28 protein-coding genes, 1 tRNA gene and 1 riboswitch are annotated in these 26,805 nt (G+C 47.4%); of the genes, 12 read left to right on the plus strand and 17 right to left on the minus strand.

Features of this window, described 5'->3' with window-relative positions; translation table 11 throughout:
* Positions 1-426: 426 nt before the first annotated feature.
* From M3661_RS19700 to M3661_RS19730, 7 genes are all read right to left on the minus strand, one after another.
* The gene (locus M3661_RS19700; protein WP_065293795.1) at positions 427-1,347 is read right to left on the minus strand and encodes a response regulator; all 921 of its coding nucleotides are present in this window, start codon (positions 1,345-1,347) and stop codon (positions 427-429) included.
* Positions 1,348-1,362: 15 nt separating this feature from the next.
* Positions 1,363-2,616, minus strand: a complete 1,254-nt coding sequence (locus M3661_RS19705; protein WP_251487763.1) for a sensor histidine kinase — start codon at positions 2,614-2,616, stop codon at positions 1,363-1,365.
* 108 nt (positions 2,617-2,724) lie between these two features.
* Positions 2,725-3,375 carry an amino acid ABC transporter permease gene (locus M3661_RS19710; protein ID WP_065293794.1) on the minus strand — a complete coding sequence of 217 codons (651 nt, stop codon included), beginning with the start codon at positions 3,373-3,375 and terminating at the stop codon, positions 2,725-2,727.
* Positions 3,375-4,046, minus strand: a complete 672-nt coding sequence (locus M3661_RS19715; RefSeq protein ID WP_251487765.1) for an amino acid ABC transporter permease — start codon at positions 4,044-4,046, stop codon at positions 3,375-3,377. Before M3661_RS19715 ends, M3661_RS19710 begins: the two co-directional genes overlap by 1 nt.
* Before the next feature lie 100 nt (positions 4,047-4,146).
* Positions 4,147-4,953 carry a transporter substrate-binding domain-containing protein gene (locus M3661_RS19720; protein ID WP_397376534.1) on the minus strand — a complete coding sequence of 269 codons (807 nt, stop codon included), beginning with the start codon at positions 4,951-4,953 and terminating at the stop codon, positions 4,147-4,149.
* Positions 4,954-4,984: 31 nt separating this feature from the next.
* Entirely contained in the window at positions 4,985-5,713 is a 729-nt protein-coding gene (locus M3661_RS19725) for an amino acid ABC transporter ATP-binding protein (RefSeq protein WP_251487767.1), read from the minus strand.
* Positions 5,714-5,880: 167 nt separating this feature from the next.
* Positions 5,881-6,052: riboswitch (M-box (ykoK) riboswitch) on the plus strand.
* 371 nt (positions 6,053-6,423) lie between these two features.
* A complete protein-coding gene (locus M3661_RS19730; protein ID WP_251487769.1) occupies positions 6,424-6,615 on the minus strand; it encodes a hypothetical protein in 192 nt (63 codons plus the stop codon).
* Positions 6,616-6,681: 66 nt separating this feature from the next.
* On the opposite strand from M3661_RS19730, the gene mgtA reads away from it, so the two are divergent.
* Positions 6,682-9,363 carry a magnesium-translocating P-type ATPase gene (gene mgtA, locus M3661_RS19735; RefSeq protein WP_251487771.1) on the plus strand — a complete coding sequence of 894 codons (2,682 nt, stop codon included), beginning with the start codon at positions 6,682-6,684 and terminating at the stop codon, positions 9,361-9,363.
* A gap of 243 nt (positions 9,364-9,606) precedes the next feature.
* Here mgtA and M3661_RS19740 read toward each other — a convergent pair whose 3' ends face one another.
* The 4 genes from M3661_RS19740 to M3661_RS19755 form a co-directional block, all read right to left on the minus strand.
* Positions 9,607-12,186, minus strand: coding sequence for a transglutaminase-like domain-containing protein (locus M3661_RS19740; RefSeq protein WP_251487773.1), 2,580 nt, complete (start codon positions 12,184-12,186; stop codon positions 9,607-9,609).
* A gap of 182 nt (positions 12,187-12,368) precedes the next feature.
* On the minus strand, positions 12,369-13,394 hold the full coding sequence (locus M3661_RS19745; protein WP_251487776.1) for a carbohydrate-binding family 9-like protein: 1,026 nt from the start codon (positions 13,392-13,394) through the stop codon (positions 12,369-12,371).
* Between the two features lie 360 nt (positions 13,395-13,754).
* Positions 13,755-14,765, minus strand: a complete 1,011-nt coding sequence (gene namA, locus M3661_RS19750) for an NADPH dehydrogenase NamA (RefSeq protein WP_251487779.1) — start codon at positions 14,763-14,765, stop codon at positions 13,755-13,757.
* A 106-nt stretch (positions 14,766-14,871) separates the two neighbouring features.
* Positions 14,872-15,825: an alpha/beta hydrolase gene (locus M3661_RS19755; RefSeq protein WP_065293785.1), complete on the minus strand. Its 954-nt coding sequence runs from the start codon at positions 15,823-15,825 to the stop codon at positions 14,872-14,874.
* A gap of 158 nt (positions 15,826-15,983) precedes the next feature.
* Here M3661_RS19755 and M3661_RS19760 point away from each other — a divergent pair, with 158 nt between their 5' ends.
* Together M3661_RS19760 and M3661_RS19765 are read left to right on the plus strand one after the other, a co-directional pair.
* Entirely contained in the window at positions 15,984-16,475 is a 492-nt protein-coding gene (locus tag M3661_RS19760; RefSeq protein ID WP_251487782.1) for a GAF domain-containing protein, read from the plus strand.
* A 162-nt stretch (positions 16,476-16,637) separates the two neighbouring features.
* Positions 16,638-16,712, plus strand: a tRNA-Thr gene (locus tag M3661_RS19765).
* A gap of 88 nt (positions 16,713-16,800) precedes the next feature.
* On the opposite strand, the gene M3661_RS19770 is transcribed toward M3661_RS19765, so the two are convergent.
* The 6 genes from M3661_RS19770 to M3661_RS19795 form a co-directional block, all read right to left on the minus strand.
* Complete coding sequence (locus tag M3661_RS19770) at positions 16,801-17,982, minus strand: site-specific integrase (protein WP_251487785.1); 1,182 nt, start codon at positions 17,980-17,982, stop codon at positions 16,801-16,803.
* 18 nt (positions 17,983-18,000) lie between these two features.
* On the minus strand, positions 18,001-18,318 hold the full coding sequence (locus M3661_RS19775) for a hypothetical protein (protein ID WP_251487788.1): 318 nt from the start codon (positions 18,316-18,318) through the stop codon (positions 18,001-18,003).
* Complete coding sequence (locus M3661_RS19780; RefSeq protein WP_251487790.1) at positions 18,308-18,850, minus strand: ImmA/IrrE family metallo-endopeptidase; 543 nt, start codon at positions 18,848-18,850, stop codon at positions 18,308-18,310. The genes M3661_RS19775 and M3661_RS19780 overlap by 11 nt, the downstream gene beginning before the upstream one ends.
* A gap of 74 nt (positions 18,851-18,924) precedes the next feature.
* Positions 18,925-19,458, minus strand: a complete 534-nt coding sequence (locus tag M3661_RS19785; protein ID WP_251487793.1) for a hypothetical protein — start codon at positions 19,456-19,458, stop codon at positions 18,925-18,927.
* 60 nt (positions 19,459-19,518) lie between these two features.
* Entirely contained in the window at positions 19,519-20,142 is a 624-nt protein-coding gene (locus M3661_RS19790; RefSeq protein ID WP_251487796.1) for a helix-turn-helix domain-containing protein, read from the minus strand.
* Between the two features lie 54 nt (positions 20,143-20,196).
* A complete protein-coding gene (locus M3661_RS19795; RefSeq protein WP_311279596.1) occupies positions 20,197-20,601 on the minus strand; it encodes a helix-turn-helix domain-containing protein in 405 nt (134 codons plus the stop codon).
* Positions 20,602-20,761: 160 nt separating this feature from the next.
* On the opposite strand from M3661_RS19795, the gene M3661_RS19800 reads away from it, so the two are divergent.
* The 9 genes from M3661_RS19800 (at position 20,762) to M3661_RS19840 (ending at position 26,797) form a co-directional block, all read left to right on the plus strand.
* A complete protein-coding gene (locus tag M3661_RS19800) occupies positions 20,762-20,995 on the plus strand; it encodes a helix-turn-helix transcriptional regulator (RefSeq protein ID WP_251487801.1) in 234 nt (77 codons plus the stop codon).
* A 57-nt stretch (positions 20,996-21,052) separates the two neighbouring features.
* Complete coding sequence (locus M3661_RS19805; protein ID WP_251487804.1) at positions 21,053-21,349, plus strand: hypothetical protein; 297 nt, start codon at positions 21,053-21,055, stop codon at positions 21,347-21,349.
* A gap of 322 nt (positions 21,350-21,671) precedes the next feature.
* On the plus strand, positions 21,672-21,914 hold the full coding sequence (locus tag M3661_RS19810; RefSeq protein ID WP_251487807.1) for a helix-turn-helix domain-containing protein: 243 nt from the start codon (positions 21,672-21,674) through the stop codon (positions 21,912-21,914).
* Positions 21,915-21,927: 13 nt separating this feature from the next.
* The gene (locus M3661_RS19815; protein WP_251487810.1) at positions 21,928-22,197 is read left to right on the plus strand and encodes a hypothetical protein; all 270 of its coding nucleotides are present in this window, start codon (positions 21,928-21,930) and stop codon (positions 22,195-22,197) included.
* Positions 22,194-22,454, plus strand: coding sequence for a hypothetical protein (locus M3661_RS19820; RefSeq protein ID WP_251487814.1), 261 nt, complete (start codon positions 22,194-22,196; stop codon positions 22,452-22,454). Before M3661_RS19815 ends, M3661_RS19820 begins: the two co-directional genes overlap by 4 nt.
* 364 nt (positions 22,455-22,818) lie before the next feature.
* On the plus strand, positions 22,819-23,022 hold the full coding sequence (locus tag M3661_RS19825; RefSeq protein ID WP_251487816.1) for a hypothetical protein: 204 nt from the start codon (positions 22,819-22,821) through the stop codon (positions 23,020-23,022).
* The gene (locus tag M3661_RS19830) at positions 23,019-25,010 is read left to right on the plus strand and encodes an AAA family ATPase (protein WP_251487818.1); all 1,992 of its coding nucleotides are present in this window, start codon (positions 23,019-23,021) and stop codon (positions 25,008-25,010) included. The genes M3661_RS19825 and M3661_RS19830 overlap by 4 nt, the downstream gene beginning before the upstream one ends.
* The gene (locus M3661_RS19835) at positions 25,011-26,090 is read left to right on the plus strand and encodes a hypothetical protein (RefSeq protein ID WP_251487820.1); all 1,080 of its coding nucleotides are present in this window, start codon (positions 25,011-25,013) and stop codon (positions 26,088-26,090) included.
* Positions 26,090-26,797, plus strand: coding sequence for an MBL fold metallo-hydrolase (locus M3661_RS19840; protein ID WP_251487822.1), 708 nt, complete (start codon positions 26,090-26,092; stop codon positions 26,795-26,797). Before M3661_RS19835 ends, M3661_RS19840 begins: the two co-directional genes overlap by 1 nt.
* Positions 26,798-26,805 lie beyond the last annotated feature (8 nt).

Consider the following 26,805-nt stretch of genomic DNA (forward strand, 5'->3'; position numbering starts at 1 on the left):
ATTGGTAGTAGTAATTTCTTAACAATCACAACATGTAGATATTATTTTGTAAATATACTACAACATATAGGGTAAGTAAATAGGCGCAAGGTGATAAATGTCACTGGTTTTGGAGTGTTACATTGGCAATATTCCTTGCCAGCAGGCTTGTCCGAGGGATGTAAGCGGGGGGCAAAAAATATTTTTTTACTGCGATTTCTTGCTGAGGGAAGGATGAAGGGAGATGTTGTGGTAGCATATGGAATAAAACCTGTTTGTCCGCGTACAGTGGACAAACAGGTTGCCGGTTGATGTCGAATAAAGAGGGAAAAAGGGCGGCATCCAGAGTTTGTGTGACATTGCATTTGTATGCATTATCGATGTACTGGTCGCACGTATGTATGGGAAGAGGGGTGGAACTGTACTCCCTTTTTGCCACTGAATCGATCACGGAGTAGAGGCGCATTCGATATAAAATACATATAGAAATTTTCTTAGATTTAGTTTGCAGGAAGTGGACTTGCGGGATTCCTCCAGCTCTCGCATGCGCAGGCGTACTTCTTGAAAATCGAACAAACGCGCCGCGAAGTATTCAAAGGTGGGGTTGCCGTAATCGCTCAATCCGATAGAGGACAAGTTAGTAAGCGCTTGCAAAGTTAACCGTCTAATTCGCTGTTCTGTTGCACGGACATCGCGCTTGAGATGATCTCCTGCAGCTTGACCGTGCGATGTTACTTGTTCGTAGATCATTTTAAGTGGCGGCAAATCTTGAAGCAGTCGTTGTTCCTGTTCTTGTGCTTTCAGCCATTTTACAATCCGAATCATATCAGGAGCACCAGCATCCCCGACAACCCCTAGTTGCAGGAGCAGTGATCTGGCTTGCTGTTCTATACTCTTCTCCTGTTGCACAGGTGCTTGCCCCTGCCATGCATGCAGGGCTTCCGTTCCAGATACTTCGAAGACGCGAAGTGAATTTCGGATAGATTGCATGGATTTCTCCAATCGCAAATGGTCGGATACGCGCCGAAGAACAGACAACACCTCCAAGCGATTGATAGGCTTTTGGATGAATGTGTCCACCCCTTGTTGGTAGGCCTCGCCGATCATTTCTTTGTTTTCGACTTGGGAGATCATGATGAAGCGGCCGTTGTAATCATGTTTGCGCAGTGACTTTACCGTCTCAATTCCATCGCGGCCCGGCATAAGCAAGTCAATGATGACAATGTCTGCATGGCTGACAACCTCTGCCGATACATAGGAGCCGTCACCGGCTTCGCCAACGACTTCGCCAAGACCACTTTCGCTAACGATCCGCATAAGCATTTTACGAATAGCAGGGTCGTCCTCGACAAGATAGAATTTTAACAAGTGAACACCCTCCTCTCAAGTTAAATGCTCTACAGGAATCCGAATTTGAAAACATGTATGTCCGGGAGTACTGGTTACGTCAATGTCGCCCTTGAATAGCTGGACGATGTCAGTGGCATGCGATAAGCCAATGCCTGTTGAAGAGTTACCCTCAGCATCAAATTTAGTTGTATATCCGGGATGGAAGATCAATTCAAGATCATCTGCCGAGATGCCAGGCCCGTCATCGATGATAGAGAACAAGAGGAGCCCGTCATGCAAATCAACCTGCAAATCGATTCGACCTTCCTGTGGTATCGCTTCAACAGCATTGGATGCAATGTTGTTCAACACAGAGAGAAGCGGATAGATCTCGGTGGTAGAGAGATTCATGTTGCAGCTGAAATGTAAATGGATCTGCTTCCCGAGCAGCAGGCCGTAGTTGGTATTCGCCCTTACGACCATGGCGCATAATTCAGCAATCTGAATGCGTTTGGAGAGCATGCGTTCCTGATGAATGATTTTGAATAGGCCAGACAGAATGCGCTCGGAGTCTTTCTTCAGCTCATGTACATGCTTGGCAATCTGCAATGCTTGTGCTGCATCTACATAGAGCCGCTGCTTGAGTGATTGATACAGCCGATAGCTTTCGCGCGTAATTTCTTCAATATGGGACATGGACTTGCGTAAATAGAACGCTTCTTCGAACAGATCGGAATTGATCATCATAAGACGTTCCAATTCCAGACGACGCTGTTCTGCCTGTGCCCGAACTTGTCGAATGGCCAGCATATTGCACAGACCTACGGCGAAGAAGCTGCGCAGCAGGCCAACGAGAATGATGAGCAGGTATTCCTGATAGCTCATGTTGGACGGAGTGCCCGAGGCAATGCGAACGAGCAGCTCCACGCCATTGGATGCCATATCGGCAAGTGCGCCGTATATCGCGACCTTCACATGATATTCCACATTCGCTTTCAATTTGAGCAGGGAGATGATGGCGGCGAAGGTGACGTAGTAAAAAAACACAGGCATGTGCTGTGCAAATCCAAGAGGAATGGGGATATCATAGAGCAGCAATCCAAGCGCGATCCGGAATACTACAACGAATGCCCCTACTGAGATACCCGTGGCAAGCACGGGAACCGAGAACCACAGCAGCCCGAAAAAGAAGGCCATGATGCCGAGCGAAAAGCGAAAATCACCGCCAAACGGGGTGATTTTCATCTCACCGAGCAGCCCTGTAGACAATAAAATGATGCTCCAAATAAGCAGCCTCTGGTCACGCAATCGAATATGAACACTCCTTTCCGCAAGCTCCGACACTGCACCTGCCTTCGGCGCCTCTTCTTATCGTACCGGAAAAGAGGGTGTGTTGTCTTGTAGAATTATCCATATTCAGGAATGTTTATGCTCCAGCCTGCGTGAGGCGAGGGATAACAAGTAATTGACTATGCAATAGAGCAGGGCAGCAAACAAGAATGTTGGAATGACGTAATTGATATTTTGCCCATTAATGATCTGCACATGGTTCATCAATTCCGGCAGGGCAATGACGACGGCGAGTGAGGTATCCTTCAATAGCGAGATAAATTGGCTGACGATAGGCGGAACCATTCGCCGAAGCGCGATGGGAAGAACAATATGCCTTAGCGTTTGAGTCATTGTCAGCCCGGATGAGCGTCCTGCTTCGAGGAGTCCTTTTTCAACTGAGTTCAATCCACCCCGTACGATTTCAGAAATCATGGCCGATTCAAAAATAACAAGCGCGACTATGGCTGCTGTGAATTTATCAAGCTTAATACCGATCTGCGGCAGGGCAAAATACGTAAAGAAGATGATCAGCAATAGGGGCAGGTTACGAATGATCTCCACCACGATGGCAAATAGCTTGCCTAGAATGGGGACTTGGGCATATCGAACGGTTCCGACTATGACGCTGATGATAAAGCTAATGATAATGGACACTATGGCGACTTCTAAGGTGATAAGGGCGCCTTGTAGCAAAAACTGCATATTAACAAGGGACAACGCTCCAATGAAATCCATTATGCTTCGACTCCCTTCACACCTTGATATTTAAGTTCCAAATAACGAATACCGAAGCTGAGTGGAATCGTCAGCACCAAATAAAACATCGCGGCAAAAATATAGGTGCTAAACGTGTCGAATGTATCGGAATTGATTAAATCAGCTTGATACATGATGTCTGTAGCGGATAGAACAGTGAAGATGGACGAGTTTTTGACCAAGTTCAAAAATTGGTTGCCGAGTGGCGGAATAACCAACTTGACGGCCTGCGGCAGGATGACATGCCACATTGCTTGCGTATAGGTCAGTCCAGAAGATCGGGCAGCCTCCATCTGTCCTTTAGGGATTGCTTGAATTCCAGCACGAATCACTTCCGCGATAAAGGCAGAAGTATACACGGTCAAGGCGGTAAGACCCGCCACAAATGGGATAAGGACGGTGCCAATTACGAGCGGAAGCCCGACCAGCGTAAAAAAAGCAATGAGCATCAGTGGGATGTTGCGAATAAATTCAACATAGATCGTACCAAGCCATTGAAGCGGCTTGACGGGTGTGATGCGAAATACCGCGATGGTTGCACCTAGAATAAAGCTTGCCACGAGTGAAATCAGGCTGGCAGCCAGCGTGCCTCCCAGCCCGATCAAGTAGCGATCCAGATGCTCGCTCAGAATCGAAAAGTTGATAAACATCAATGTTCCTCCCTTGTTGGTAGGCTGGATGAACCCGAAAGAGGGGATGAGCGGCCAGCGCTTATCCCCTCACCGGAATCCGTACGGATATGACGGTCTGCTAGTTTGGCTTTTTGCCGATCCATTTCTCGTATATTTTGTCGTATTCACCGTTCTCCTTCAGCTCTTTCAAGGTGTCGTTCACGGCTTTAACAAGTTCTGCTTCTCCCTTGCGAATGCCGATGCCATAAGGCTCTTCTGTAAATGTCTCATCCAAGACACGGAAGTTGCTGTCCTGCTTAGCCATTCCATACAGCAGCGCGTTGTCAGTCGTCAACGCATTGCCCTGCTTAGCCTTCAAGGCTGTAAATGCCTCGGCATAATTTTCGAACTCCAGAATTTGCGCGTCAGGTGCGGATTCGCGAATGTTTTTGGCGGATGTAGAGCCCTTGGCTGTGAGCACCTTGGAATCATTGGTCAAATCCTTAATAGAGTTAATGGGGCTGTCAGCAGGGACAAGCAGGGACTGGCCGGCTGTAAAATATACATCCGAGAAATCAATCTCTTTTTTACGCTCGTCAGTTATCGTCATGGTTGCGATAATGAAGTCTATGTCGCCATTTTTGAGCATCGGAATCCGTGTCTTCGATGTCACCTCCATGAACTCGATCGCATCCTCATTGCCCAGCACCTTTTTGGCAATTTGTTTCGCAATATCAATGTCCAAGCCTTGCACTTTTCCGGTGGCAGGGTCTTTCAGTCCAAATAGGTTCAGGTCATACTTCACGCCGGCAATAATTTTGCCCCGATTTTTGATTTTTGCAAGGGCGTTTTCTCCTTCAGAGGCTTGACTTCCGCAAGCAGATAAAGCGCTTACAATAAAGGCGGCTACGATTGTCATGCTCATCAATTTCATCCAACGTTTCATGGGATATACACTCCTTTTCATCGCTTATCAATTAGTGATTCAGTATCCGGCTGAGGAATAGCTGGGCACGCTCTTCGCGCGGTTTTGTAAAAAAGGAAACAGGCTCTGCTTCTTCGACAATCCTTCCCTGATCCATGAACACGATGCGGTCTGCTACTTCCTTGGCGAAGCCCATCTCATGGGTAACGACGACCATCGTCATGCCTTCCTTCGCAAGCGCCCTCATGACATCGAGCACTTCTCCGATAGTCTCGGGATCGAGTGCCGATGTAGGCTCATCAAACAGCATAATTTTGGGCTTCATCGCGAGTCCTCGCGCAATTGCAACACGCTGCTGCTGACCACCAGACAGCTGAGAAGGGTAGGCGTTCGCCTTATCAGCAATGCCAACTTTGTCCAAATACAGTCTTGCTGCTTCCTCTGCTTCTTGCTTGGACATGCCTGCTACCTTTATCGGGGCGAGTGTAATATTTTGCAGCACCGTTTTATGCGGATACAGGTTGAAGTGCTGGAAGACCATGCCGATATTGCGCCGCAGTCGATTAATGTCAGTAGACTTGTCGTTTACGCGTATCCCGTCGACAAAGAGCTCGCCGTCGGTAATCGTTTCGAGCCGGTTAATGCAGCGAACCATTGTGCTTTTCCCCGAACCGCTTGGGCCGATGACGACAACGACTTCCCCTTGCTTGATCGATAAATTAATGTCCTTAAGCACATGAAAGCTGCCGTAATGCTTATTGATTTGATGGAAATGTATCATGGGCCTCCTCCTTTCGCCGATCTATGTATTCCGATGCGGTATAGCATACAGCGTAATGGAAAAACAACTGAAAATGACGGAATCCTACAGCATGAGTGTAAAAATTTTTTTGAGTTATGCGGTTGACAAACGAGAGGTGCCGTAATACATTGTATGAGGAAAAACAATCTAAGCTTTGTTAGGTGAGGCTCCTATACGAACAGAGGCCACTGCCCAGAAATATCGAGAGATGCCCATGGGTAGAACAGGAATTGTCGGATTAAGGCTCTTCTTAAGGTGGCTAAGGGAATGAATCCCTTTACGTTGTATAGTGCTGAAGCTCGACGAGGAGGGCTGGAACGGGATAGGCAATATCCCAGTTCTTTATTTGCGCATGCGTAACCCTTCGGCGAGCCGAAGGGTTTTTTTCGTATGATGAATCAATTAGACAGGAAAAGGCGGTGATTACGCATGGACGGAAGCCCGAGTCCGAAGACACAATTGCATAGCTTTGTGAAACCTTGGAACGGGAGAACCTTGATTCTCCTTGCTTTCCTATGCGTTATTCACTTGCCGACACCGATACATGGGATGGCTTATTTCGTCATGTGAGGAAATGGAAGTGCCGTCAGAAGTACTGCACTTCCGTTGCTCCGCGATGAAATTCGTTCAACCCGACAGTAACGGCTGTATACTTGTGGAGAATGACAGCTTCGATTGGTGATCGAAGATCATGTCATATCGGCAGCAGGGTACTCGTATGTGCGTTTGTACATGGAGTATTCAGACTTTGGATAGTCGAGGTCTGCTGGTATGAACCATATCCACAAGCGAGTGACATCCGTGAGAAGATGAGGGATTTCCCCTCTTGTGCGGAAGAAGTATGCGCATGCAGACAGCAAGGAATTGAAGGTTCGGGTCATGCAGACCTCCCTGTAGGCAGGGAGGTCTTTTTGCGTACTTTGGTGCATGAGAAGGAGGAATTCACTATGGAAATAAAGGTTAATCAAACTAAACGTAAATGGCCTAAATATGTGTCGCGCAGAGATGCAGATAAGGAAAATGCGAGGCTGGAACAGCGTCTCATCGAGGCATCGGAGTCTCATATCGATGATGTACTGGAAGAGTTGAAGACGAAGCCGTACGGCTTGGACGAGATGGAGGCGATGCGCCGTTTGGAGGAGTACGGCCCTAATCAGGTTGCGTATGAGAAGCCGCCTGCTTGGTACATTCAGCTGCTACGATGCTTCAAGAATCCGTTCATTCTCGTTCTGCTCGGTCTGGACGTATTCTCGGCGCTTACGGATGATACAGAGGCCGTTATTATTATTTCGACAATGGTTACGATCAGCATTATCATTACGTTCACGCAGGAATTCCGGTCTTTGCGCACAGCGGAGAAGCTAAAGGCGATGGTGAAGACGACAGCCGCAGTTATTCGCGGCGGGCAGAGCCGTGAGATTGATATGGAGCAGCTCGTACCTGGAGATATGATAAGGCTTGCGGCAGGCGATCTAATTCCTGCAGATATCCGCCTTCTGTCTGCCAAGGACTTGCTTGTTATGGAGTCGGCGCTGACGGGAGAAGCGATGCCGGTAGAGAAGCGGGATATTGGGGTCTTGCCTGAACAGCGCCGCATTAAGGCGATTAAGACAGCTAAGCAGGCGTTGGAGCTAGATAATATGGCGTACATGGGGACGACGGTTGTCAGCGGATCCGCGACGGCAGTTGTCATTGCGACAGGCTCGCATACGTACTTTGGCGCGATGGCGCATAGCTTGGTCGGAGCACGGCCCATGACGAGCTTCGAGCGCGGCATCAACAGTGTCAGCTTCGTGCTTATTCGCTTCATGCTGGTGATGGTGCCGATTATCTTTTTCATCAACGGATTCTCGAAGGGCGACTGGTGGGATGCGCTGTTCTTCGGATTGTCAGTCGCAGTAGGGTTAACGCCGGAAATGCTGCCCGTCATTGTGACGTCGAATCTGGCGAAGGGTGCGATGGCGATGTCGCGTCAGAAGGTAGTCGTGAAGCGGCTCAATGCGATTCAGAACTTAGGCGCGATGAATGTGCTGTGTACGGATAAGACAGGAACCTTGACGCAGGACAAAATTATACTGGAGAAGCATTTGAACATCCATGGGGAAGAAAGCGAGCAAGTGCTGCGGTACGCGTACTTGAACAGCCGTTATCAGACAGGGCTCCGCAATCTGCTCGACCATGCGGTCGTAGAGCGGGCAGAAGAGCATGGCCTTGCGGGTCTGGATCTGGATTATACGAAGCTTGACGAGATTCCATTTGACTTCAATCGCAGACGGATGTCTGTGGTCTTGTCTAGAAAGCAAGGGGAACATGTTCTGATCTGCAAAGGCGCAATGGAGGAGATGCTCTCGATCAGTGAATTCATGCTTGATGGCAAACAGGTCGTTGGCTTGGAGCAGGATATGAAGCAGCAGTTGCTGCGCAAAGCGAATGAAATGAACGAAGATGGGCTTCGCGTCATTGGTGTAGCGATTAAGGTTCTGCACGATGGAAGTTCCCGTGAATCCTACAGTGCTGCCGATGAGCAAGGGCTTGTATTCGTTGGCTATATCGGATTCCTGGATCCGCCGAAGGATAGTGCGGCCCCTGCAATTGCAGCACTGCTTGAGAATGGGGTAGCGGTGAAGGTGCTGACTGGAGATAACGATGCGGTGACGCGCAAGGTGTGCCGTGATGTTGGCATCGATACAGGTCGTATTGTGCTAGGCAAGGAAATTGATGAGTTGAGCGATACGGCGCTTGCGGAGCTGGCTGACAAGACGACGGTATTCGCGAAGCTGAATCCGATGCAGAAGGCGCGAATCGTTCGTGCCCTGCAGGCGAAGGGGCATACGGTCGGATTTATGGGGGACGGCATTAACGATGCAATCTCTTTGAAGGAAGCGGATATTGGCATATCGGTTGATACTGCGGTGGATATTGCGAAGGAGTCGGCAGATATTATTCTGCTCGAAAAGTCTCTTATGGTGCTGGAGAAGGGGATCATCGAAGGTCGCCGCACGTTCGGCAACATGATCAAATACATCAAGATGACGGCCAGCTCGAACTTCGGCAACGTGTTCAGTGTACTCGGCGCGAGCTTGTTCCTGCCGTTTCTGCCGATGCTGCCGCTGCATCTGCTCGTGCAGAACCTGTTCTATGATGTGTCGCAGCTGTCGATTCCGTGGGACAACATGGATAAAGAGTTCTTGAAGAAGCCGCGTACGTGGGACGCGAAGTCGATTGGCCGCTTCATGCTGTTCATCGGGCCAACAAGTTCAATCTTCGACTTCCTCACTTATGGATTGATGATGTTCATCTTCGCTGCGAATTCACCTGCAGATCAAGCCCTATTCCATTCCGGTTGGTTCATTGAGGGGCTGCTGTCGCAGACCTTGATCGTGCATATGATCCGTACGGAGAAGGTGCCGTTTATCCAGAGTCGGGCGAGCCTTCCTGTCATGTTGCTGACGGGGCTCATTATGCTGGCAGGCATTATGATTCCGTTCTCCGAATTCGGAGAAGGGATTGGCCTAGTGCCGCTACCATTGTCGTATTTCCCTTGGCTGGCTGCTATTCTGCTCGGTTACTGCATTTTGACGCAGTCCGTCAAGAAATGGTATATCCGTCGCTTCAACGACTGGCTGTAAGGATCGAGAATGTAAGGATTGACTGTAAGAACTGGCTGCAATTCAATTATCGATTCAATCTCGAACCTTGCTATCCTTTTCGATAAAAGCAAACAGATCGAGTTCAGCAGCTTCAATGCTCGAACTCGATCTGACATCATACCATCTACGATTTCTACAAGGGAGGCTATCAAAGTAACAGAGCTAACGCTAGCTAACCATGTACGTGATAGCGCCTCCGTCACTTCGTCTAACTCGGTACCGTTACTGCATATTGTTTACGGTCTTCACGATATCCGATCCCGTGCCAAGCTTGTAGCCTTGGAGCTGGTAACGGATGCGGTGCTGATGATCCACGACAACAACGAGCGGGTATTCTTGCCCGTTCCATTCCGGTAAGGAAGGAAGCAGAGCTTGCAGAGCCCCTCCATCTTCATCCACGCTGTATGTTGTATGCTCCGGCATGCCCTCCAGCTTGAATTCGCCGCGATTGCGCAGAGTTTCTACCATAAGCGCAATCCGGCCTCCCCATTGATCGAGCTCTGCCTTGAGCTCGCGCAATTCTCGTGCGAGGTGCTTGGATGGCTCCCGTTCTGGATCGAGCCATGCAAGGACGATTCCTTGCTCGGGAATATTGAGATCCGCCTTCGCGGTCATGAGTTCCCACTGATTTGCCGTCACTGTACCGAGTACCGGAACATGAATCTCTTCCTTGCGGAACACGATAGGCACCGATGTTGATGTGCCTTCTTGCACCGAGAAGAAGGTTTGGCGAACTAGCACCGTTCCGTCGCTAAGGCGAGTTCCCGTTGTCATTCGATAGTCGCCGCTCAGCACCTCGTAAGGCTTGTCGTACATATCTTTTTCTCCATATGGGAAGGTCAAGGTACGGTAACTACCCTTCTCGAATCGAGAAATGGTGAAATTCAAGTAATAGGCAGCTTCTTGATCTCCTTCTCCTCGTGTAAATACGACAGAACCAGTAGCGTCAGCTTCCACAGGCGTCTCGACGGCATCCTGATGGAACAGAGCATCTTGCCACGCGCCATCCATCCAGAATTGCGGACGTGTATTCAGCGGCTCAAGTCGCGCTGGGATTCCGATGCTGCGCGCGATCGCCACGAAGCATACATACCGGCTTACACGGTCAGCCAGCTTCAATTGGAATGCGCCGACTGGCGTAATCATGCCATTGTAGCGATCGATACGGCCTTCAAGTGTAATGTCATTGGCCAAGCGGTCAGCCAGCTGCTGCGGATTGGCTGTATAGGCTGCCTTCTCCTCAGCCGTTAGATTGGCTTGGAAGAATGCGCGATAAGGCTTGATCATTTCATAATAGGCACGCGGACAGAGCACATAGGTTGCGAATAGTTCCTCATCCTTCACCTGATGCAAATAGGGAAGAGCACCCTCCAAATGATCGCGCAGTGTCTCAATCATCGTGTCTTGTGTATCTTTCTCGTGCAGCGATTCGAGCAGTCGGAGCGGCCATTCGCCATGTTCCGGTGTGCAGGATTCGAGGAAAGACGCTATTTCATGACTGTTCCCACGTGCATGACGTAGTACCGTCCATACACGATCTGCAGGCAGGGAGAGCTTGCGCGCCAATTCCCCAGCCTGTTCTTCATTCATAAATGTAGCTTCGTATGCGGCACGTGTTGCTGTACCGTGCTGGACACGGTTATCGTTCGCCTGACGTTCCTCGTCTGTCATCCGATCTTCACTCTTGTCTGGAATCTCTGGCGGCGGCACCATATTGAATTCGAATACTTCGTGCTCCGATGGCTCAGACTGGAGCGTTACGGTGAATGTATCCGCATCTCCGACCGAAATATGGCGGAAGCCGTAGACTTGCTCGTTGCGTACGTGGATGAGCAAGTCTCCATATCCAGTTGTGAATGCTACTTGTCCGTATGCATCGGTTGGCAATGTCGTAACAGAGTAGAATTCAGCGAAATTGTACATTTGGAAATGGACTTCGGCCGGTGTTGCTTCTCCTTGCTCATTCACGACTTGTATTGTAATGGTCTTGCGCGGCGCATAATTGCCGAGCAGGTTGATCTCGGTATACCAAGGGTGGCTGGAACAGGTTTCCTCGGGCCCGTTATAATCAGCAGGAACGCGCGTATGCACAAGCATGGCGCGGCGTGAAGGAGCCTTGAACCAGCCTTCGTTCAGGCGTCCCTCCGGCTCACATGCACCGAGGAAGTACCATGTGCCATCAGCCCAGGCTTCCACCCATGCGTGGTTCGAATCGCAATGCGCCCAGCGCGGCGTGTAGCATTGGCGCGCCGGAATGCCGACACTGCGCAGTGCGGCGACGGCTAGTGTCGATTGTTCCCCGCAGCGGCCTAGAGCCGTACGCATCAGGGTTAATGGCGATACGGTACGTTGATCTGTGCCGACATAGGTTGCTTTCTCATGACACCAATAGTTCGTTTCCAAAATCGCATCGACCATGGATTTATCCTTCACACGATCAACAAGCTCGTGATAAATCACTTCGCGGTTGTCGTCGATATTCTCATTGTTGACCCGGTAGGGAAGGACAAAGTTCATGAAGATGTAATCTGGAATGTCTTTTCCCCAAGGAAGCGCCTGACGTGTTGCTAGAGTGCGGCGTACATGAGCTAAGAAGAAATTCCCGTTATAGTCAGCCAAGTCGTGAATTGGCATGTAGGCGTACAAGTATTTCAAGAGTAAACGTTCTTCGCCGGTCAGTTCTTGATTGAATACACCGAATAGCTCTTCTGAACGGTGCTTGGCTAATTCTTGTTTATAATGAAACTTATCTTCGATCTGTTGAAGGAATGTGCTATCTGCGTAGCCAGTTGTACTCGTCATCTTGTTCATCAGCTCCGTGTGTGGAATGTCTGTGATGCAGTGATGGTTCATGTATGATTGTTAGTCCGGTCGAACTTGGTCATTGGAACATCGGTTACTGGTTACTGGTTTATCGATAACTACAAGAAATGCAGAGAACGGATGTACCGAAGGCTTGGAGCATGCATGCTGCAGCAGCAAACCTATTCGCGCCACACCTTCCCATCTTCCTGAATGCGAATCCACTGCAGTCCGTCCTGTGACTTGGCAGACATGAGGAAGGTTCCGCTTGTTGTCTCAATGACAGGTTCAATGCTGCACACCTCTTCGTTCGTTAACGCTGACAAGGTGGAGGCATAATGTCCATGCGCTGCATAATGCTGACGCTGGCGGTAATAGAGCTTGCGCAGCTCCCACTTGATCAGCTCATTTTGCGTAAGTTGGAAGATGGGTTCTGGCTGATTCGCCTCGGCGAAGACGACGAAGCCCCATAGCTCTGGATAATGCATATTAATAATGCCTTGCGGGCTCCATACCCAGTTATACTCTGGATAAGGGTCGTTCGTATCCGGATTGATTGTCTTCACGTACTTTCCGTTCTGCACTTCAGCACGCCACTCGACACGGGAGAAGTTAATTCGCCAATACTCCTCATGACGCGGCAAGCGTCCCTCTGGCGCACATTCCTTCAGCGCGCTCCAAGGCATGGCCACTTCAATGCTCCAACCCTTGTTGTCTGCATTCGGATTGTTCACTTCGCCATCAATATGAACGGCAGTGCAAATGCCGCGAATATCCCAGGAATTAATAGGCGGACCGCCATCACGATATGGCTTCGGAAGCAGCAAGTCCCATATCGTGTTGAAGGCGTTTATTTCGAACTCATAGTAGTTATGCGTGTCGCCGTCGGGATCAATGAAAATCTCGAAATCATTATCATAGAAAATGACAGAATCTCGCTCCGTCAATGTTGCCCATATTTGATCTTCTTCCATTTCGGCTCCGAAGTATAAATACTCGTCATCCCATAGCATTTTAACCCGTGTGCGCTTGAACGGCCGTGGCTTCAAATCTCCCTCAATATCGACAAAGTCGTCTGTCCACGGGGCATCCGCCCAAAAAGGCTTGTCCAATCGTCCATCAAGCTGTAACGAGTCTGCTGCGCGGTGGCAAATGTAATGCTTTGGCTCGAACACGATATTCGGTTCAGGAACGCCGCTTCTGTCCATCTTCCATCCTCCTCTAGATGAATGCATGTGGTGGGTGTTGGAGAACACACAAATACGTAAATATGGCAATACAGATAAAACTTATCCTTATACTAGATGGATATAATCGGATATTCAATAGGAAAACGTGATTTTCGGCGAAAAAAAGTTATCGGTATCACAAAATGTTGAACATGTCGGTTTCGCTGTTGTATCTGAAGATAAATAAAGAGAGCATCCATGAAGAATGCCCTCTTCGTAACTGAGTATATTTTCTATCCATAGTAACAACGATTGCTTATGCTTGCTTCATGAAGAAGGCAGCAGACTGAGTTAGAAAATGCCACCTCATGTATATCGGGGCACTATCTATCTTGCAGCTTACCAAGCGCGTTCGTAAGATTTCGGCTTAGGCAGTTCAGCACGAAGTGCTCGTGCAGCCCGCAGCGGCCAGTATGGATCGCGCAGCAGCTCGCGCCCGAGAAGGACGAGATCCGCACGGTCATTACGGACGATCTCTTCTGCAAGTGCTGGCTCGGTAATAAGGCCGACTGCTCCCGTAGCTATGCCAGCCGACTGACGAATGGCATGCGCATAAGGCACTTGGTAGCCAGGGAATACATCGATTGGATGCGGTACAACCGCGCCGGAACTGCAATCAACGAGGCTGACGCCTTGATCCTTCATGCGGCGTGCATAGTCGATATAAGCTTCCAGAGAGTTGCCTCCATCTGCATACTCATTGGCCGAAATACGCACGAACATGGGGCCTTCCCAATTAAGGCGCACTGCATCGATTACATCGCTTAAGAAGCGGTATCTTCCTTCTGTGCTTCCACCATACATGTCCATGCGCTGGTTCGTAAGCGGGGAGAGGAATTCATTGATCAGGTAGCCATGAGCACCATGGATTTCTACGATATCGAAGCCTGCTTCCTTTGCTCTACGAGCGGCTTCTGCGAATGCCTTCACCGTCCGGCGAATCTGCTCCTGCGACATTTCTTCCGGCACTGCGTAATCCTCACTAAATGCAATTGCCGATGGAGCAATTGCGCCTGGAACGGTAGCCTTGCGGCCTGCATGGGCAAGCTGGATTGCGATCTTGCTGCCATGGGAATGCACCAGATCAGTAAGCTTGCGCAGACCAGCAATCTGATCGTCGCTCCAAATTCCTAAATCACGAGCACTGATACGACCTTCTGGTGTGACGGCAGTCGCTTCCACGATAATAAGCCCGACTTGCCCAACTGCACGAGAGGCATAATGGATCAAGTGCCATTCCGTTACTTTGCCATCTTCATCATCACATGCATACATGCACATCGGAGACATAGCAATCCGGTTCGGGATTGTAACTCCTCCGATCGTTATCGGTTCAAACAAGCGAGACATGTGTAAGTATCCCTCCATCTCCATTGGAACTAGATCATTGATCATTCACTCATGACTATTATACGCCCGTCCAGACAGCAGGCACAAATGACGGACTGTTGAACCTTTATTTATTGACAAGCTTAGAGGCTTGCTTTGTTTGCTTCGTTAGCCATGTCAGGCAATCCGCGGTGATCTCGTCGCGGTTCGTTTCATTGAGCAGCTCATGGCGCGCACCCGCATAGAGCTTGCATTCGACTTGTTCCAGACCAAGTTGTCCATATAGATCCGCCAGCTTGCGGACACCCTTGCCGTAGTTGCCTACCGGATCTTTATCGCCTGCAATAAGCAGCACAGGCAGCTGCTTCGGAATGCGGTTCATGACCTCGGGACGATGGATATTGCGAAGCAGCTTGAAGAAGTCGCGATAGAATCCGACCGTGCTTAGAAATCCACAGTAAGGATCTGCAACATACTTATCGACTTCCTTCGGATCGCGGCTTAACCAGTCTACCTGTGTGCGTGCTGGCTTGAATTTGCGATTGAAGCTGCCGAACGCCATCTTATCGATGAAGGTACTCCGATGGCGAGATCCCTTCATGGAAGCGATCAACTTCGTAACACCGACACCTGCTAGCAGCTCAGACCCGCGAGGGCCATTGCTTCCGCATAGGATGACGCCGTCTATCAGGCTCGCATGTTCTGTTATATATTGCTGAGCGAGGAAAGAGCCCATGCTATGAGCGAACAGAAACAGTGGAATATCGCCATTCTGCTCTCGAATCATCTTGGTGAGCTGCGCCATATTGCGCACCATCCACGTGAATCCGTCCTCGCCAACATAGCCCAAGTCTTGCTCTGTTGCTGCTGTAAGGCCATGACCGCGATGATCATTGGCGTATACGATATAACCGGCAGCCGTAAGCTCTTCGGCAAAGCGCTCATAGCGAATCGCTGTTTCGGTCATCCCATGAGCGATTTGTACCACGCCTCGAACCTCAACTGTGTCCTCGGGCATCCAGTGATAGACATGAATTCGTACTTGTTCTTCATCTATAAATTGAAAGGTGTTCGTTCTCATCAGATTGCCTCCTCATCGGCATTTGTTCCGTTACCCTTTTCTTACATTATATCGAGAGCTTTGAAACGAAAGCTACGTTATTTTCTAACTGCATCATACACGGAATTCATTCCACTATGGTATGATACATTCAAATAGGACTGAGGGAGGCGGTACAGATGTTCACACCGACACTATATACTGGCGATAGAGCCAAGGATTATCCGATTATCAATGGACAGCTGTCCGCATTAATCGCAGGTGAGCCGAATTTCATTGCGAATTTGTCCAATGCAGCTGCGCTATTGTGGCATGGGCTTAAGGACATTAACTGGGCTGGATTTTACTTGATGGATGAGGAGAAAGGGGAGCTTGTGCTCGGGCCGTTCCAAGGACTGCTTGCATGTGTAAGAATTCCGCTTGACCGCGGCGTGTGCGGAACGGCGGCGAAGGAGCAGCGTACAGTGATTGTGCCGGATGTTCATGCATTTCCCGGACATATTGCCTGTGATGCAGCGTCACGCTCCGAAATTGTTGTCCCACTGATAAAGGAAGGCAAGCTCATCGGGGTACTGGATATCGATAGCCCGATTACGGATCGCTTCAATGAACAGGATCAAGAAGCGTTGGAGAAGCTGGTCAGTGCGCTTTTAGCAGAGAGCCAATTGTAGACAGTTCGATTGTACGCGGAAAATAGAAGATGGTGCTGCATGAAGGGAAGGAACATCGTTCTAGAACACTTCTGCAGCATCATATAGTAAATATAGGTAAATTTATTTTAGTGTTGAAACAATAATTTGACTTCTCTATAATATTTGGTGTCAACAACATTTGCTGGTGTAGCTCAGGGGTAGAGCAACGCATTCGTAATGCGTGGGTCGGGGGTTCAATTCCCTTCTCCAGCACCATGTAATGTCGATAACGGCGCGGTTTCCGAGCAATCGGAGGCCGCGCTTTTCCCTTTTTTAGGGCTGACTTCTAACATTTTTCTAACCTTTAGTCTAGTAAAGTGAAATTTTCACTCTTTTCTATAGGTTGATAAGCATTGCCTAAAATAGAATCACCAATATTTTTAAGTACGGCTTCTTGAAGGTTTGGTAGTACATGCGAGTATGTGTCCAAGGTAACATTGATTGAAGAATGGCCAAGTCGTTCCTGAACAATTTTCGGATGTATTCCTGCCTTGAGTAATAGTGTGGCATGAGTATGCCGAAGATCATGAAATCGAATTTTTGGGAATTCGGGATGTTTGGTCTGAATCTCTTTAATGAGTCGATAATAGTGCCTCATCAAATTTCTCGGGCTTAGCGGGGTGCCAACACTCGTCTGGATCACCAATCCTGTATCCTTGTATAGCTTGCTTCTATTACGTTCTCGTTCTTGTTTACTTAAATGCTCCTCAAGTAGTCTAACTGTATTAGCAAAGAGTGCAATTGATCGCTCACTACTGTCACTCTTGGTATCATCGAAGTCGTGTCCTTCTTCAGCAACAGTATAGGCCTGACGGATAGATGCTGTTTTTGTTCGCAAATCAACGTCTACTCGACGCAATGCAAGTATTTCACTTTGACGCATACCAGTAGAAACTGCAAGCTCGAAGGCCATGTAATATTGGTCTTCTTTAGCATGCTCAAGAAATATACTTAATTGCTGCTCATTCCATACCTCAAACTTAGTCTTTTTGCCTTGTGGTAATTCAACGGTTTCAGCAACATTACGACTAAGCTCGCCCCAGGCTACAGCACGATCTAAAGCGTCCATAATTAAGACGTGTGCCTTCTTAATGCTCCCAACCGACAGTTTTGCTTTTTTCAAAAGGGTTTCATGATAGAACTTATGAAGATGCTCGGGTTTAAGCTTAATTAGTTGAATACGCCCTAAATTCGGAACGATATGATCGTCCACGAGCCATTTATAAGATTTCCACGTACCATGTTTTACAGTCGTCTTCTTCTCCTGAAGACGTTTCTCCATTATTTCACCGAAAGTTTTCTTAGTTGGTTCTACATAAGTACCGTTCATGAGTTGAGCCAGAATAGTAGGGAGAGCTCTTTCAGCCTCTCTTTTTTTGTCGTATCCTGACAACCACTTTTGTTTCCTCTTACCAGTTACTTCGTCTTTCTCCGAGTCTACGACAATATAATATTTGTTACCTTTTTTCGCTACATGTCCTCTCATTGGTCACTTGTTTCCTTTCTATAGACTCATTTGCAATACTTCTTCTACATCATCCATAAGAAGAATAAAGATTTCTGCATCTGTACTATGACGAGCAGCGATTGACGGCAAACTGACCCCAATCTGTCCGCTACTTATCCCCAATGTCAGATCGGATAGTAATACAGATACACACAACATATCCCCATAATCCTCAGGTTCCAGCCGTTCGAATGGCCCATCCACAGGTATGTAGAGAGTTTGAGTCCAATCAAGTTCTTCGGGATCCGGGCGGAGTACTAATTGTAATGGCCGGATCTGATCCGTGTAGTAATCGTAGTAGGCACTAATACGCATGCTGAATGCCACCTTTCGACTCAAGCTGTTTCTCTACGGATGCAAAGAATCTACCGGCATAAACACGTCTCCGAATTTGTTCAAGGCGCTGTTCTGCCATATCAATCGGTACTTTGAATTCATCTGCTAGGTAAGTTGTTGCATCGCAACAACGTTCTGGAAGAGCCATAGTCTTAATCATTGAAATAGGCATTGCGGCATAAATAGCGAAGGCATCGGCTTCAGCTTCTTGGGCTTGAGTAAACTCTTCGGGCATTATGGTTTGATTACCGGCATGCCGTAAAAGGTGGCACAACTCATGCAAGAACTCAATCCACTGTTCACGAGGCTGTAATCTTGAATCAATGTTCAAGGAGAACATCCCTGGACGCACTTCGAGCGCTTTGCTTCTCATAGGAGTGTAGTAGATCCAGATATTCAGTCGGTTTGCTATCTCCTCGATCGTGAGCTGATATGTATTTTTGATATTGATCTTTTCGTATAGTCTCTCTGTAAACTCTTCAATACGTGTCATTTTATAGTGTTCTATCATGCTGAATGCCCCCGATATAGAATGTATGTTCGTATTTAGAGTGAAAATAAAAGCCCCACCGGGCTTGGAGTATCTTAAAGTTCACTTTTCTCTTTTTTTGCAAAGTTTGCCCATTTCTTTTGTAATTCTGGAGGAAATTCTTTTGTTGATGAATTTCTCATAATCTGATTCTTCTTCTTTTTGTTTTTTTCTTTAGGTTTATCAACTCCGAAATACTCGTCCTCATTCCATTCTTCATATGCTCGAGCATGGAGTGCTCCAGAGATAATTAACGCGATAGCAGATAGAACAACTGAAGCTCCTAAATTATTGAACATGATTTGTCCGATTTTCCAAGCAATAAAAACCCAAGCTGCTACGAAAACTATAAGAAGCGCAGCTCTTGCTTTTTTAAATTGCATTAATACTAATAACCCTACTAAAGCCCCTCCAAAAAGCCACCATGACGAATAAGAAAATCCCAGAGCTAAGGAAATTATTAATATTTCAAGAAACGCTAAGCCTGCGCCAGAACCGTAGCGTTCTGCTTCAATAATCCCTTTTGTAACATGTTTATGAAGAGGAACCTCGTCGGCTACATTATGATTTTGATACTTCTTGCTACTCATGTGGATATCTCCAGTTCATTCCCCATCGGCTGGGGGATTTGCTAAAACATGATGTATAGATTATTCTCCTTGGCGGTCTTCAAGCTTGCGACCCTTCTCAGCATCTTTGATGATCTTCCAAAAATGCCTCAGCTCCTTTTTGCATTCTTCTGATGATTCTAGGTATTCTCTGAAGAAGAGGGTTTCTTCTGGATTTTTTATAAGTTTTACGTATTCTGAGTTCAATAGATTATTATCCATATCTGGGTCAGTACGTCCGAGTAAATAATCTCCTGTAACCATAAAGAAATCCGCAAACTGATTAATTTCATCGTGTTCAACAGGGCGTTTTCCTGACTCAATTCTCGATAACACGCTATTATTCATACCGATTTTTTTCGATAGTTCAAGTTGGTTCAATCCAGTTTGTTCCCTTAGTTTTTTAATACGTTCTCCTATTCCTAACACGAAATGATTACTTTTTCCTTTTACTTGTGGAAAGGTAGCATTGGTACGGCCTAGCAGATAGTCAGTTGTAATTCCAAAAAAGTCAGCTAGAGCCACCAAAGTCTCATGAGGAGGTGCACTGTGACCGTTTTCGTAATTACTAATGCTCGCCTTGGTAATGTTTACTTTGATAGCAAGCTGTTCTTGCGTTAGCTTTTTCCTCTTTCTCCATTTGACAAGTCTATCTGATCGGAACAATGTAATTCCTCTTTCTTGTATTATCGATATCTGCCTATTTTTAATGGAGTCATATTACTCGCCCTGACGATCTCCAAGCTTGCGGCCCTTCTCAGCGTCTTTAATCATCTTCCACAGCATCATTAGTTCTTTTTTTCTTTCCTCAGGAGCTTCTAAGTATTCTTTAAAAAAGATGCCGTGTTCTGGATTGCTTATGAATTTTTCAAATTCAATTTCATCGGACTCTTTCTCTTTTTCTAGAGGAGAGGGGGCATCTGTACGGCCAAACAAGTAATCCATAGAAACATTAAAAACTTCGGCTATACGTTGCAATGTGTCAGTATCAGGAGAACGATTACCGTTTTCATACCCGGAAATAGAAACCTTAGTCACATTTATTTTTTTGCCCAACTCTTCTTGAGTCATCTTATTTTGCGTTCTCAATTGTTTTAATCGGGAGGGGAAAGACACAAGATACACCTTCTTTATAAGGTACTTTATTGTAAGTATAAGTTAACAGTTAGTTAACGTAAATTAAGTTAACTAAATAGGAACTTTTATGTTGACAGTTAACTAATAGTTAATTATTATATAGTTAACAACAGGTTAACAACAAGATTCAGCAAAGTGAGGTGAGGGAATGATCAGGGCTAAGCTTAAGATTATCCGCGAGAGTTCAGGGAAAACCCATCAAGAAGTAGCGGATTCGATTGGAATTACCAAGCCACATTATTGGCAAATTGAGAATGGTAAACGTGGCCTTTATTATGACATGGCTGTAAAAATAGCAGCTGTATTTGGTTTAACACCAGATGATATTTTTTTGCCCGATGAGTTAACTAAATCGGAACATAAGGATCAAGAAGCAGGCTAATTTGAACATAACTCATGCGAAGTAGGAAGTACGGGAGAAGGAGGAGGTTTTAAATCGATGAGCATTCCAGCCTATGAGCTAGAAAGCATGAAGGAGACATTTGCTAAAGCACTTAGCTTTATTGATACTCTTTCAAAACATCAGCCAGTAATAGAAAGGGTACAAGATGAGAAGCCAGTCGAAGAGGTTCTGACGATTCCTCAGCTTATGAATCGCTTAAAGATCGGGAAAGAGTCAATGTACGACATTTTGGATGAACCTGGCTGCCCTGTTTTTACCCTAGGTGGGCCTAAACAGAGACGAGTTATCTGGAGCGAATTTGTTCAGTGGCTGAAAGAACGGGATGTCTCATGAGGTTCCGTTGGCTTCGAAAGTCGTCCCGAGCAGCTTGCATTACGATGACGGTAGCACGAGTGAAGATTCGAGGAATGGACGTTGAAGCAGCTTTAGATTTCACCTTACATAAAGGCCACGCCAAGAACCCTGAATCAATCTCTCAAAGGGAATTGCGTTCGTTGAATCGAGATGTCAGGAAAGCTCTGCTGAAGATAGAAGAAAACCGCCGGTGCGGATCCAGCGCCAGCGGGTGAGGGAATAGATGGGGAATTGCTTAAATTCATATTACAACTTATCGCCCACTATTTCTGTTCGAATCTCGAACGGGAGGTGAGAGGCTGTGAAATTTGGTGTCATTATCAAGGCGCTGCGGACGCGAAAGGGCTGGAGCCAAGAGGAATTAGCCGACAAGGTTCACATGTCCCGCAGCGCAATATCAAAGCTGGAAAACGACCAGCAAACACTCGATGTTCCAACACTCATGCGAATGATTCAAGCTACGAACGCCCCCGAAGTTGCTGTATCTATACTCTACGGTATGGACGGAATCACAATTCTTCAAAACATTATGACGGCATTTTAAAGGAGGTATTTTCATGGATAGAAAGATTCTTGCGGCAGAAGCGTTAGCTGCTGGACGAGCTGCGAAGCACAATCTGAAGGTAATTCAGGAGAATCCAGAAAAGATTCGCCCAGGGAAGATGGAGAACGCTGAGGCATATCTGAACATGATGATTAATTTCGCAGAAGAAGAAATAAAAAACGCCCGGCGGGCAGGCCGGACGTCGTTGAGAACTTGGTTGAAGTGTCTCGTGCTGTCTATTGTAACCTCTGAAAAACAGAAACGCAAGGAGGGAGCAGCGTGAACGAAGAGGATATCAAACAATTCACGGCTGCATTGGCTGTACGCTATTTGCAAGTTAAGGAAGAGTATTCATTGAGTGCTCGGTATTTTATCAACATGGATGTGACCACAACGCCTATGGAGAAGTTTCAGTCAGCTCGTGTTCAGGCCGAAACAGCTTACGCTAAGTGGCTTTTGTTCAATGAGGTTATAAGTGAGCTTCCACTCGATATAAAACAAGCTTTCCTCAAAGAGTGCGAACTTCTTAAATCTGAATAGAAATGACAAAGCTTCGGCTTTGTCTCTCGGCGTCGGACAGTATTTTCTCTTACCTCTGTCTGGCGTCGAGAGATGTGGCTGAGTCGCATCAATACATATGAGAGCAGGTGATAGATTGAGACCTTGGATGCAAGAATTGCTCTGGGTGCGCCGAAATGATAACGGCGTAATTGTAGGGGTATCTTTTGATCCACCTAAAACAGGTGACTTAATCCCAACAGTACCAACCGTAAAGAGAACTAAGTCCAGCAAACCAGAAAAAAAGAAGAAATGACCCGCAGCCACGGGTCATTTCGGTTCATTGAAAATCAAATATTACGGCCATTCTACCACGGGTGGCCTGACATGCACAAGGAGGATGACTATGGGAGCGGCAATGTCATTGGATATCACACGGGAACGGATCGAGGTTGTGATCCAGCCGAAGCTCAGATATTCGCCTACGACATTATCAATCAGGGGGCAATCAGGAACGGTTGAACTGCATGCCGACGATGAGCAACTGGAAGAAATCGAACTTGCCATTCGTGAGTATCGGAAAAATAACCGCAAGGAGGAGATTGCATGAAACAGATTAAATTGGAGCGATTGACTGCTCGTAACTTCAAGGGTTTCCGCGACTTTGCATTAGTAGCCGACGGTGGGAATGTTGATGCATTTGGCGACAACGGTACAGGTAAAACGACGATTTTTGATGCTTTCATGTGGGGCTTATTCGGAAAGGACAGCACTAACCGTACCGATTTCGAAATCAAGGAGCTTGACGAGGCTGGTAACGTCCGTCAGCACGGCCTTAACCATGAAGTAGAAGTGGTTCTCAGTCTCGACGGCCGACGGAAAACCTTCCGGCGTGTGTTCGCTGAGAAATGGACTAAGAAACGCGGTGCTGCTCTGGCGGAGTTCACAGGACATACAACTTCGTACTTTGTCGATGGCGTGCCAGTGAAGCAAGGAGAGTACACCACAGCGGTTGATACGGTTATCAAAGAGGATGTTTTCAAGCTTCTGACCAATCCGCAATTCTTCAACGAACAGTTGAAATGGGAGCAACGTCGCCGAATCCTCTTAGAAGTCTGTGGAGACATCACGGATGCGGAGGTCATTCACAGCAACAAAGCACTGGAACGGCTGCCCGATATCCTGAATGGTCGTAGCATTGAGGATCACCGCAAGGTGATTGCCGCACGACGGGCAGACATAAATCAGGAGCTGGAGAAAATCCCCGTCCGCATCGACGAGGCTCGTCGTAGTGCACCAGACATCACGGAGCTTGATGAGGAACTACTTCGAGAGGACATCCAAACTGTTCGTAACCGCATTACAGCCAAAGAAGAAGAATTGTCCCGTATTCAATCGGGTGGCGAAATCGCGGTTAAGGAGAAGCGGCTACGAGAAATTGAAACCGACATGATTGGAATCAAGAACGAGCTGCAGCAAGAGACATTAGGGCGCCTTTCACGCAAGCGGGAAGAAGTTGATTTACTCCATCGAGAAGTTGATCAAATTCGCCGCCACATCGATGACGCTCAGCACCACATAGAAAGTAATAAACGAAGAGCACAGGGACATGAGGAAGAAGCGAAACGCCTACGTGAGAAGTGGTCTGAAGTGAATAGTCAACAGTTGATTGATCATCATCATAATGATAACTGCCCAACTTGCGGTCAATCACTTCCGGAAGATCAGGTTCAAGCGGCTAGAGATAAGGAATTGACTGATTTCAATGTTGCTAAAGCACGACGCCTGGAACAAATCTCAACCGAAGGTAAAGCAGGAGCTGCTGCAGTCAAGCGTCTGCAGGATGAAGTAGATCGGTTCACTGTTGCAGTTGAAGAGAACCATCAGGCGTTATCAGCAAAGCAAGAAGCGCTCGCCGCTGCTGAAGAAGAATCAACTGCCCTACGTGCCAGCATGCAAGATCCGGCAGCTGATTTGCGATATCAGCAGTTGAAGTCTGAGGCGGGGAACTTACGACAGGAAATTGAGGAGCTTCGTTCATCGACCGTTGCTGCAGCGGGTGCCGTTCGTGAACAACTTGCTGGGCTTCGAAAGGAACTCGAATCACTCGAGGCAGAGAAAGCCAAGATTGGCCAAGCAAGAGCAATCGATCAACGCATTATTGAACTAGAGAAGCAAGAGAAATCACTGGCGGTTGAGTTCGAGCAACTTGAACAAGAGCTTTTCCTCACGGAGGAGTTCATCCGGACTAAGGTCAGTATGCTGGAGACGAAAATCAATTCTAAGTTCCATCATGCTCGGTTCAAATTATTCGACCAGCAGATCAACGGCGGCCTGAAAGAGGTTTGCGTGACCACCTTCAAAGGTGTGCCATATGACGGTGGATTGAACAACGCGGCGCGAATCAATGTCGGTTTAGACATCATCAACACATTAGGTCAGCATTACGGTTTCACTGCACCGATCTTCGTCGATAACGCAGAAGCCGTTACGAAACTGATTGACACGGACGCGCAGGTAATCCGACTGGTCGTGTCTGAAGCGGACAAACAACTTCGAGTGGGGACACAACACAACAACATGCAGGAGGCGATTTAATTGAGCGCACCATTCTCAACAGCTTTAACCAAGGTAAACGACATCTTTCTTCCCATGATTGAATCTCAGCTCACAGGGCACGGAATTAACATGGATCAGTATTCTAAGCAGTGCGTCATGTCGGCCATATCGTCGATTAACACAGCACTGGATTCAAAGGGGATCGATTGGAGTGATACGCAGCTCGATAAGAGTAATGTCACTCAAACGTTGCTCTCGGTTGCATCGCTGAAGCTCAATGCAGCGGCGAGCCCGCGTGAAGTTTTTTTCCAAGTACGGAATGTGAAAAGTAAAGGCGCGGATGGAAAAGAAGTTTGGAAGAAACAGATTGAAATGGGCATTGAGGGTGACGGTAATGATGCCATTCTCGCCCGGTACGGTCGTGATGTTAAGAAGGTCGGACAGTTCTGGCTTGTACGTGAAGGCGATGAATTTACTTACCCTCAGTACACTGGTTTTGATGTAATTCCTCCAACATGGACCCCAAAAGGAAAAGGTGATGTTGTGAGGGTTGTATACCCCATCATGAAAAAAGATGGGACGGTCGAATTTTACATTGCAGAGCGTGACGATGTGGCCAGAAATTTGATTGCCCACATGAATAATAACTTGATGAACGAAACATTTGGTATCTGTAAAGATCGATTCAGTGCAAATGCAGAGCAGAAGAAGCAAATCGCTGCAAAGAAAGCGGAGGTACTGAACAAAGCGAAGCAGCTTGGTCTTGGAGCTCTGGATGACCCAGAACTGCAACAATATATTAGTCCAGCATGGACAGAGCCACAGAGCAGGGAATCTATGATTGTTCGTAAAATGCGAAACAACATAGTTAAAAAAATCCCGAAAGACTTCGGGAATGCGCTCGTTGAGATGGCATATTCAGATACAGCGGATGAGTCCTATACCGCTGTTCAGCAAGAGATTGCGGAGCGTGCTAATGGCGAAGTTATTGACGTTGACCCTGTTAAGGTTCCTGAGGAGCCCACGATGGGAGAACAACACGATGAGAATAGAACAGAGATCGAGACAGAAGAACGGGAACAGGGTGTCATCAGCTTTGAAGAAGGGCCTGGTTTCTAATGATCGACATACTTCCTCTTGGTTCTAGCAGTGCGGGCAACGCCTATCGGGTAACCGATGGGCACACGTCCCTCCTGTTGGAAGCTGGAATCCGGTTCAAAGATATTCAACGAGCGCTGGAGTTTAGGCTGTCGGATATTGCTGGTTGCCTGATCTCGCATGATCACGGCGACCATAGCAAGTCTATCAAGGATCTGATGAAGGCAGGAATCAATGTTTATACAGGACAGGGCACAGCGGACATTCTGGGGATCTCAGGGCACCGCTTGCGGCCTGTGGTAGCTCGACAGCAGTTTACCATCGGTACTTGGACTATTCTCCCGTTTCAGGTCGAACACGACGCTGCAGAGCCGCTAGGATTTATCCTAGCCAATCGATCAGGGGACAAGCTACTGTTCGCGACTGATACCTATTACATTCGCTACAGGTTCACAGGCTTGACTCATATTATGGTCGAGTGCAATTACTCGATGTCGATCTTGCGTGAGAATATCACTGCTGGCCGTGTGCCGGCAGTCATGAAAAACAGACTGCTTAGGTCGCATTTCAGCCTTGAGAATGTGAAGGAGTTCCTGCGAGCGAATGACTTGCAGCGCGTGCAGGAAATATGGCTATTGCATCTGAGTGACAACAACAGCGACGAGGAACTATTTAAGAGAGAGATTCAAGCTTTGACAGGCAAACAGGTCATGATTGCTAAACGGTAGGTGATTCG

Source organism: Paenibacillus sp. MER 180, from assembly GCF_023713665.1.
In the GTDB taxonomy this organism is placed as follows: Bacteria; Bacillota; Bacilli; order Paenibacillales; family Paenibacillaceae; genus Paenibacillus_B; species Paenibacillus_B suaedae.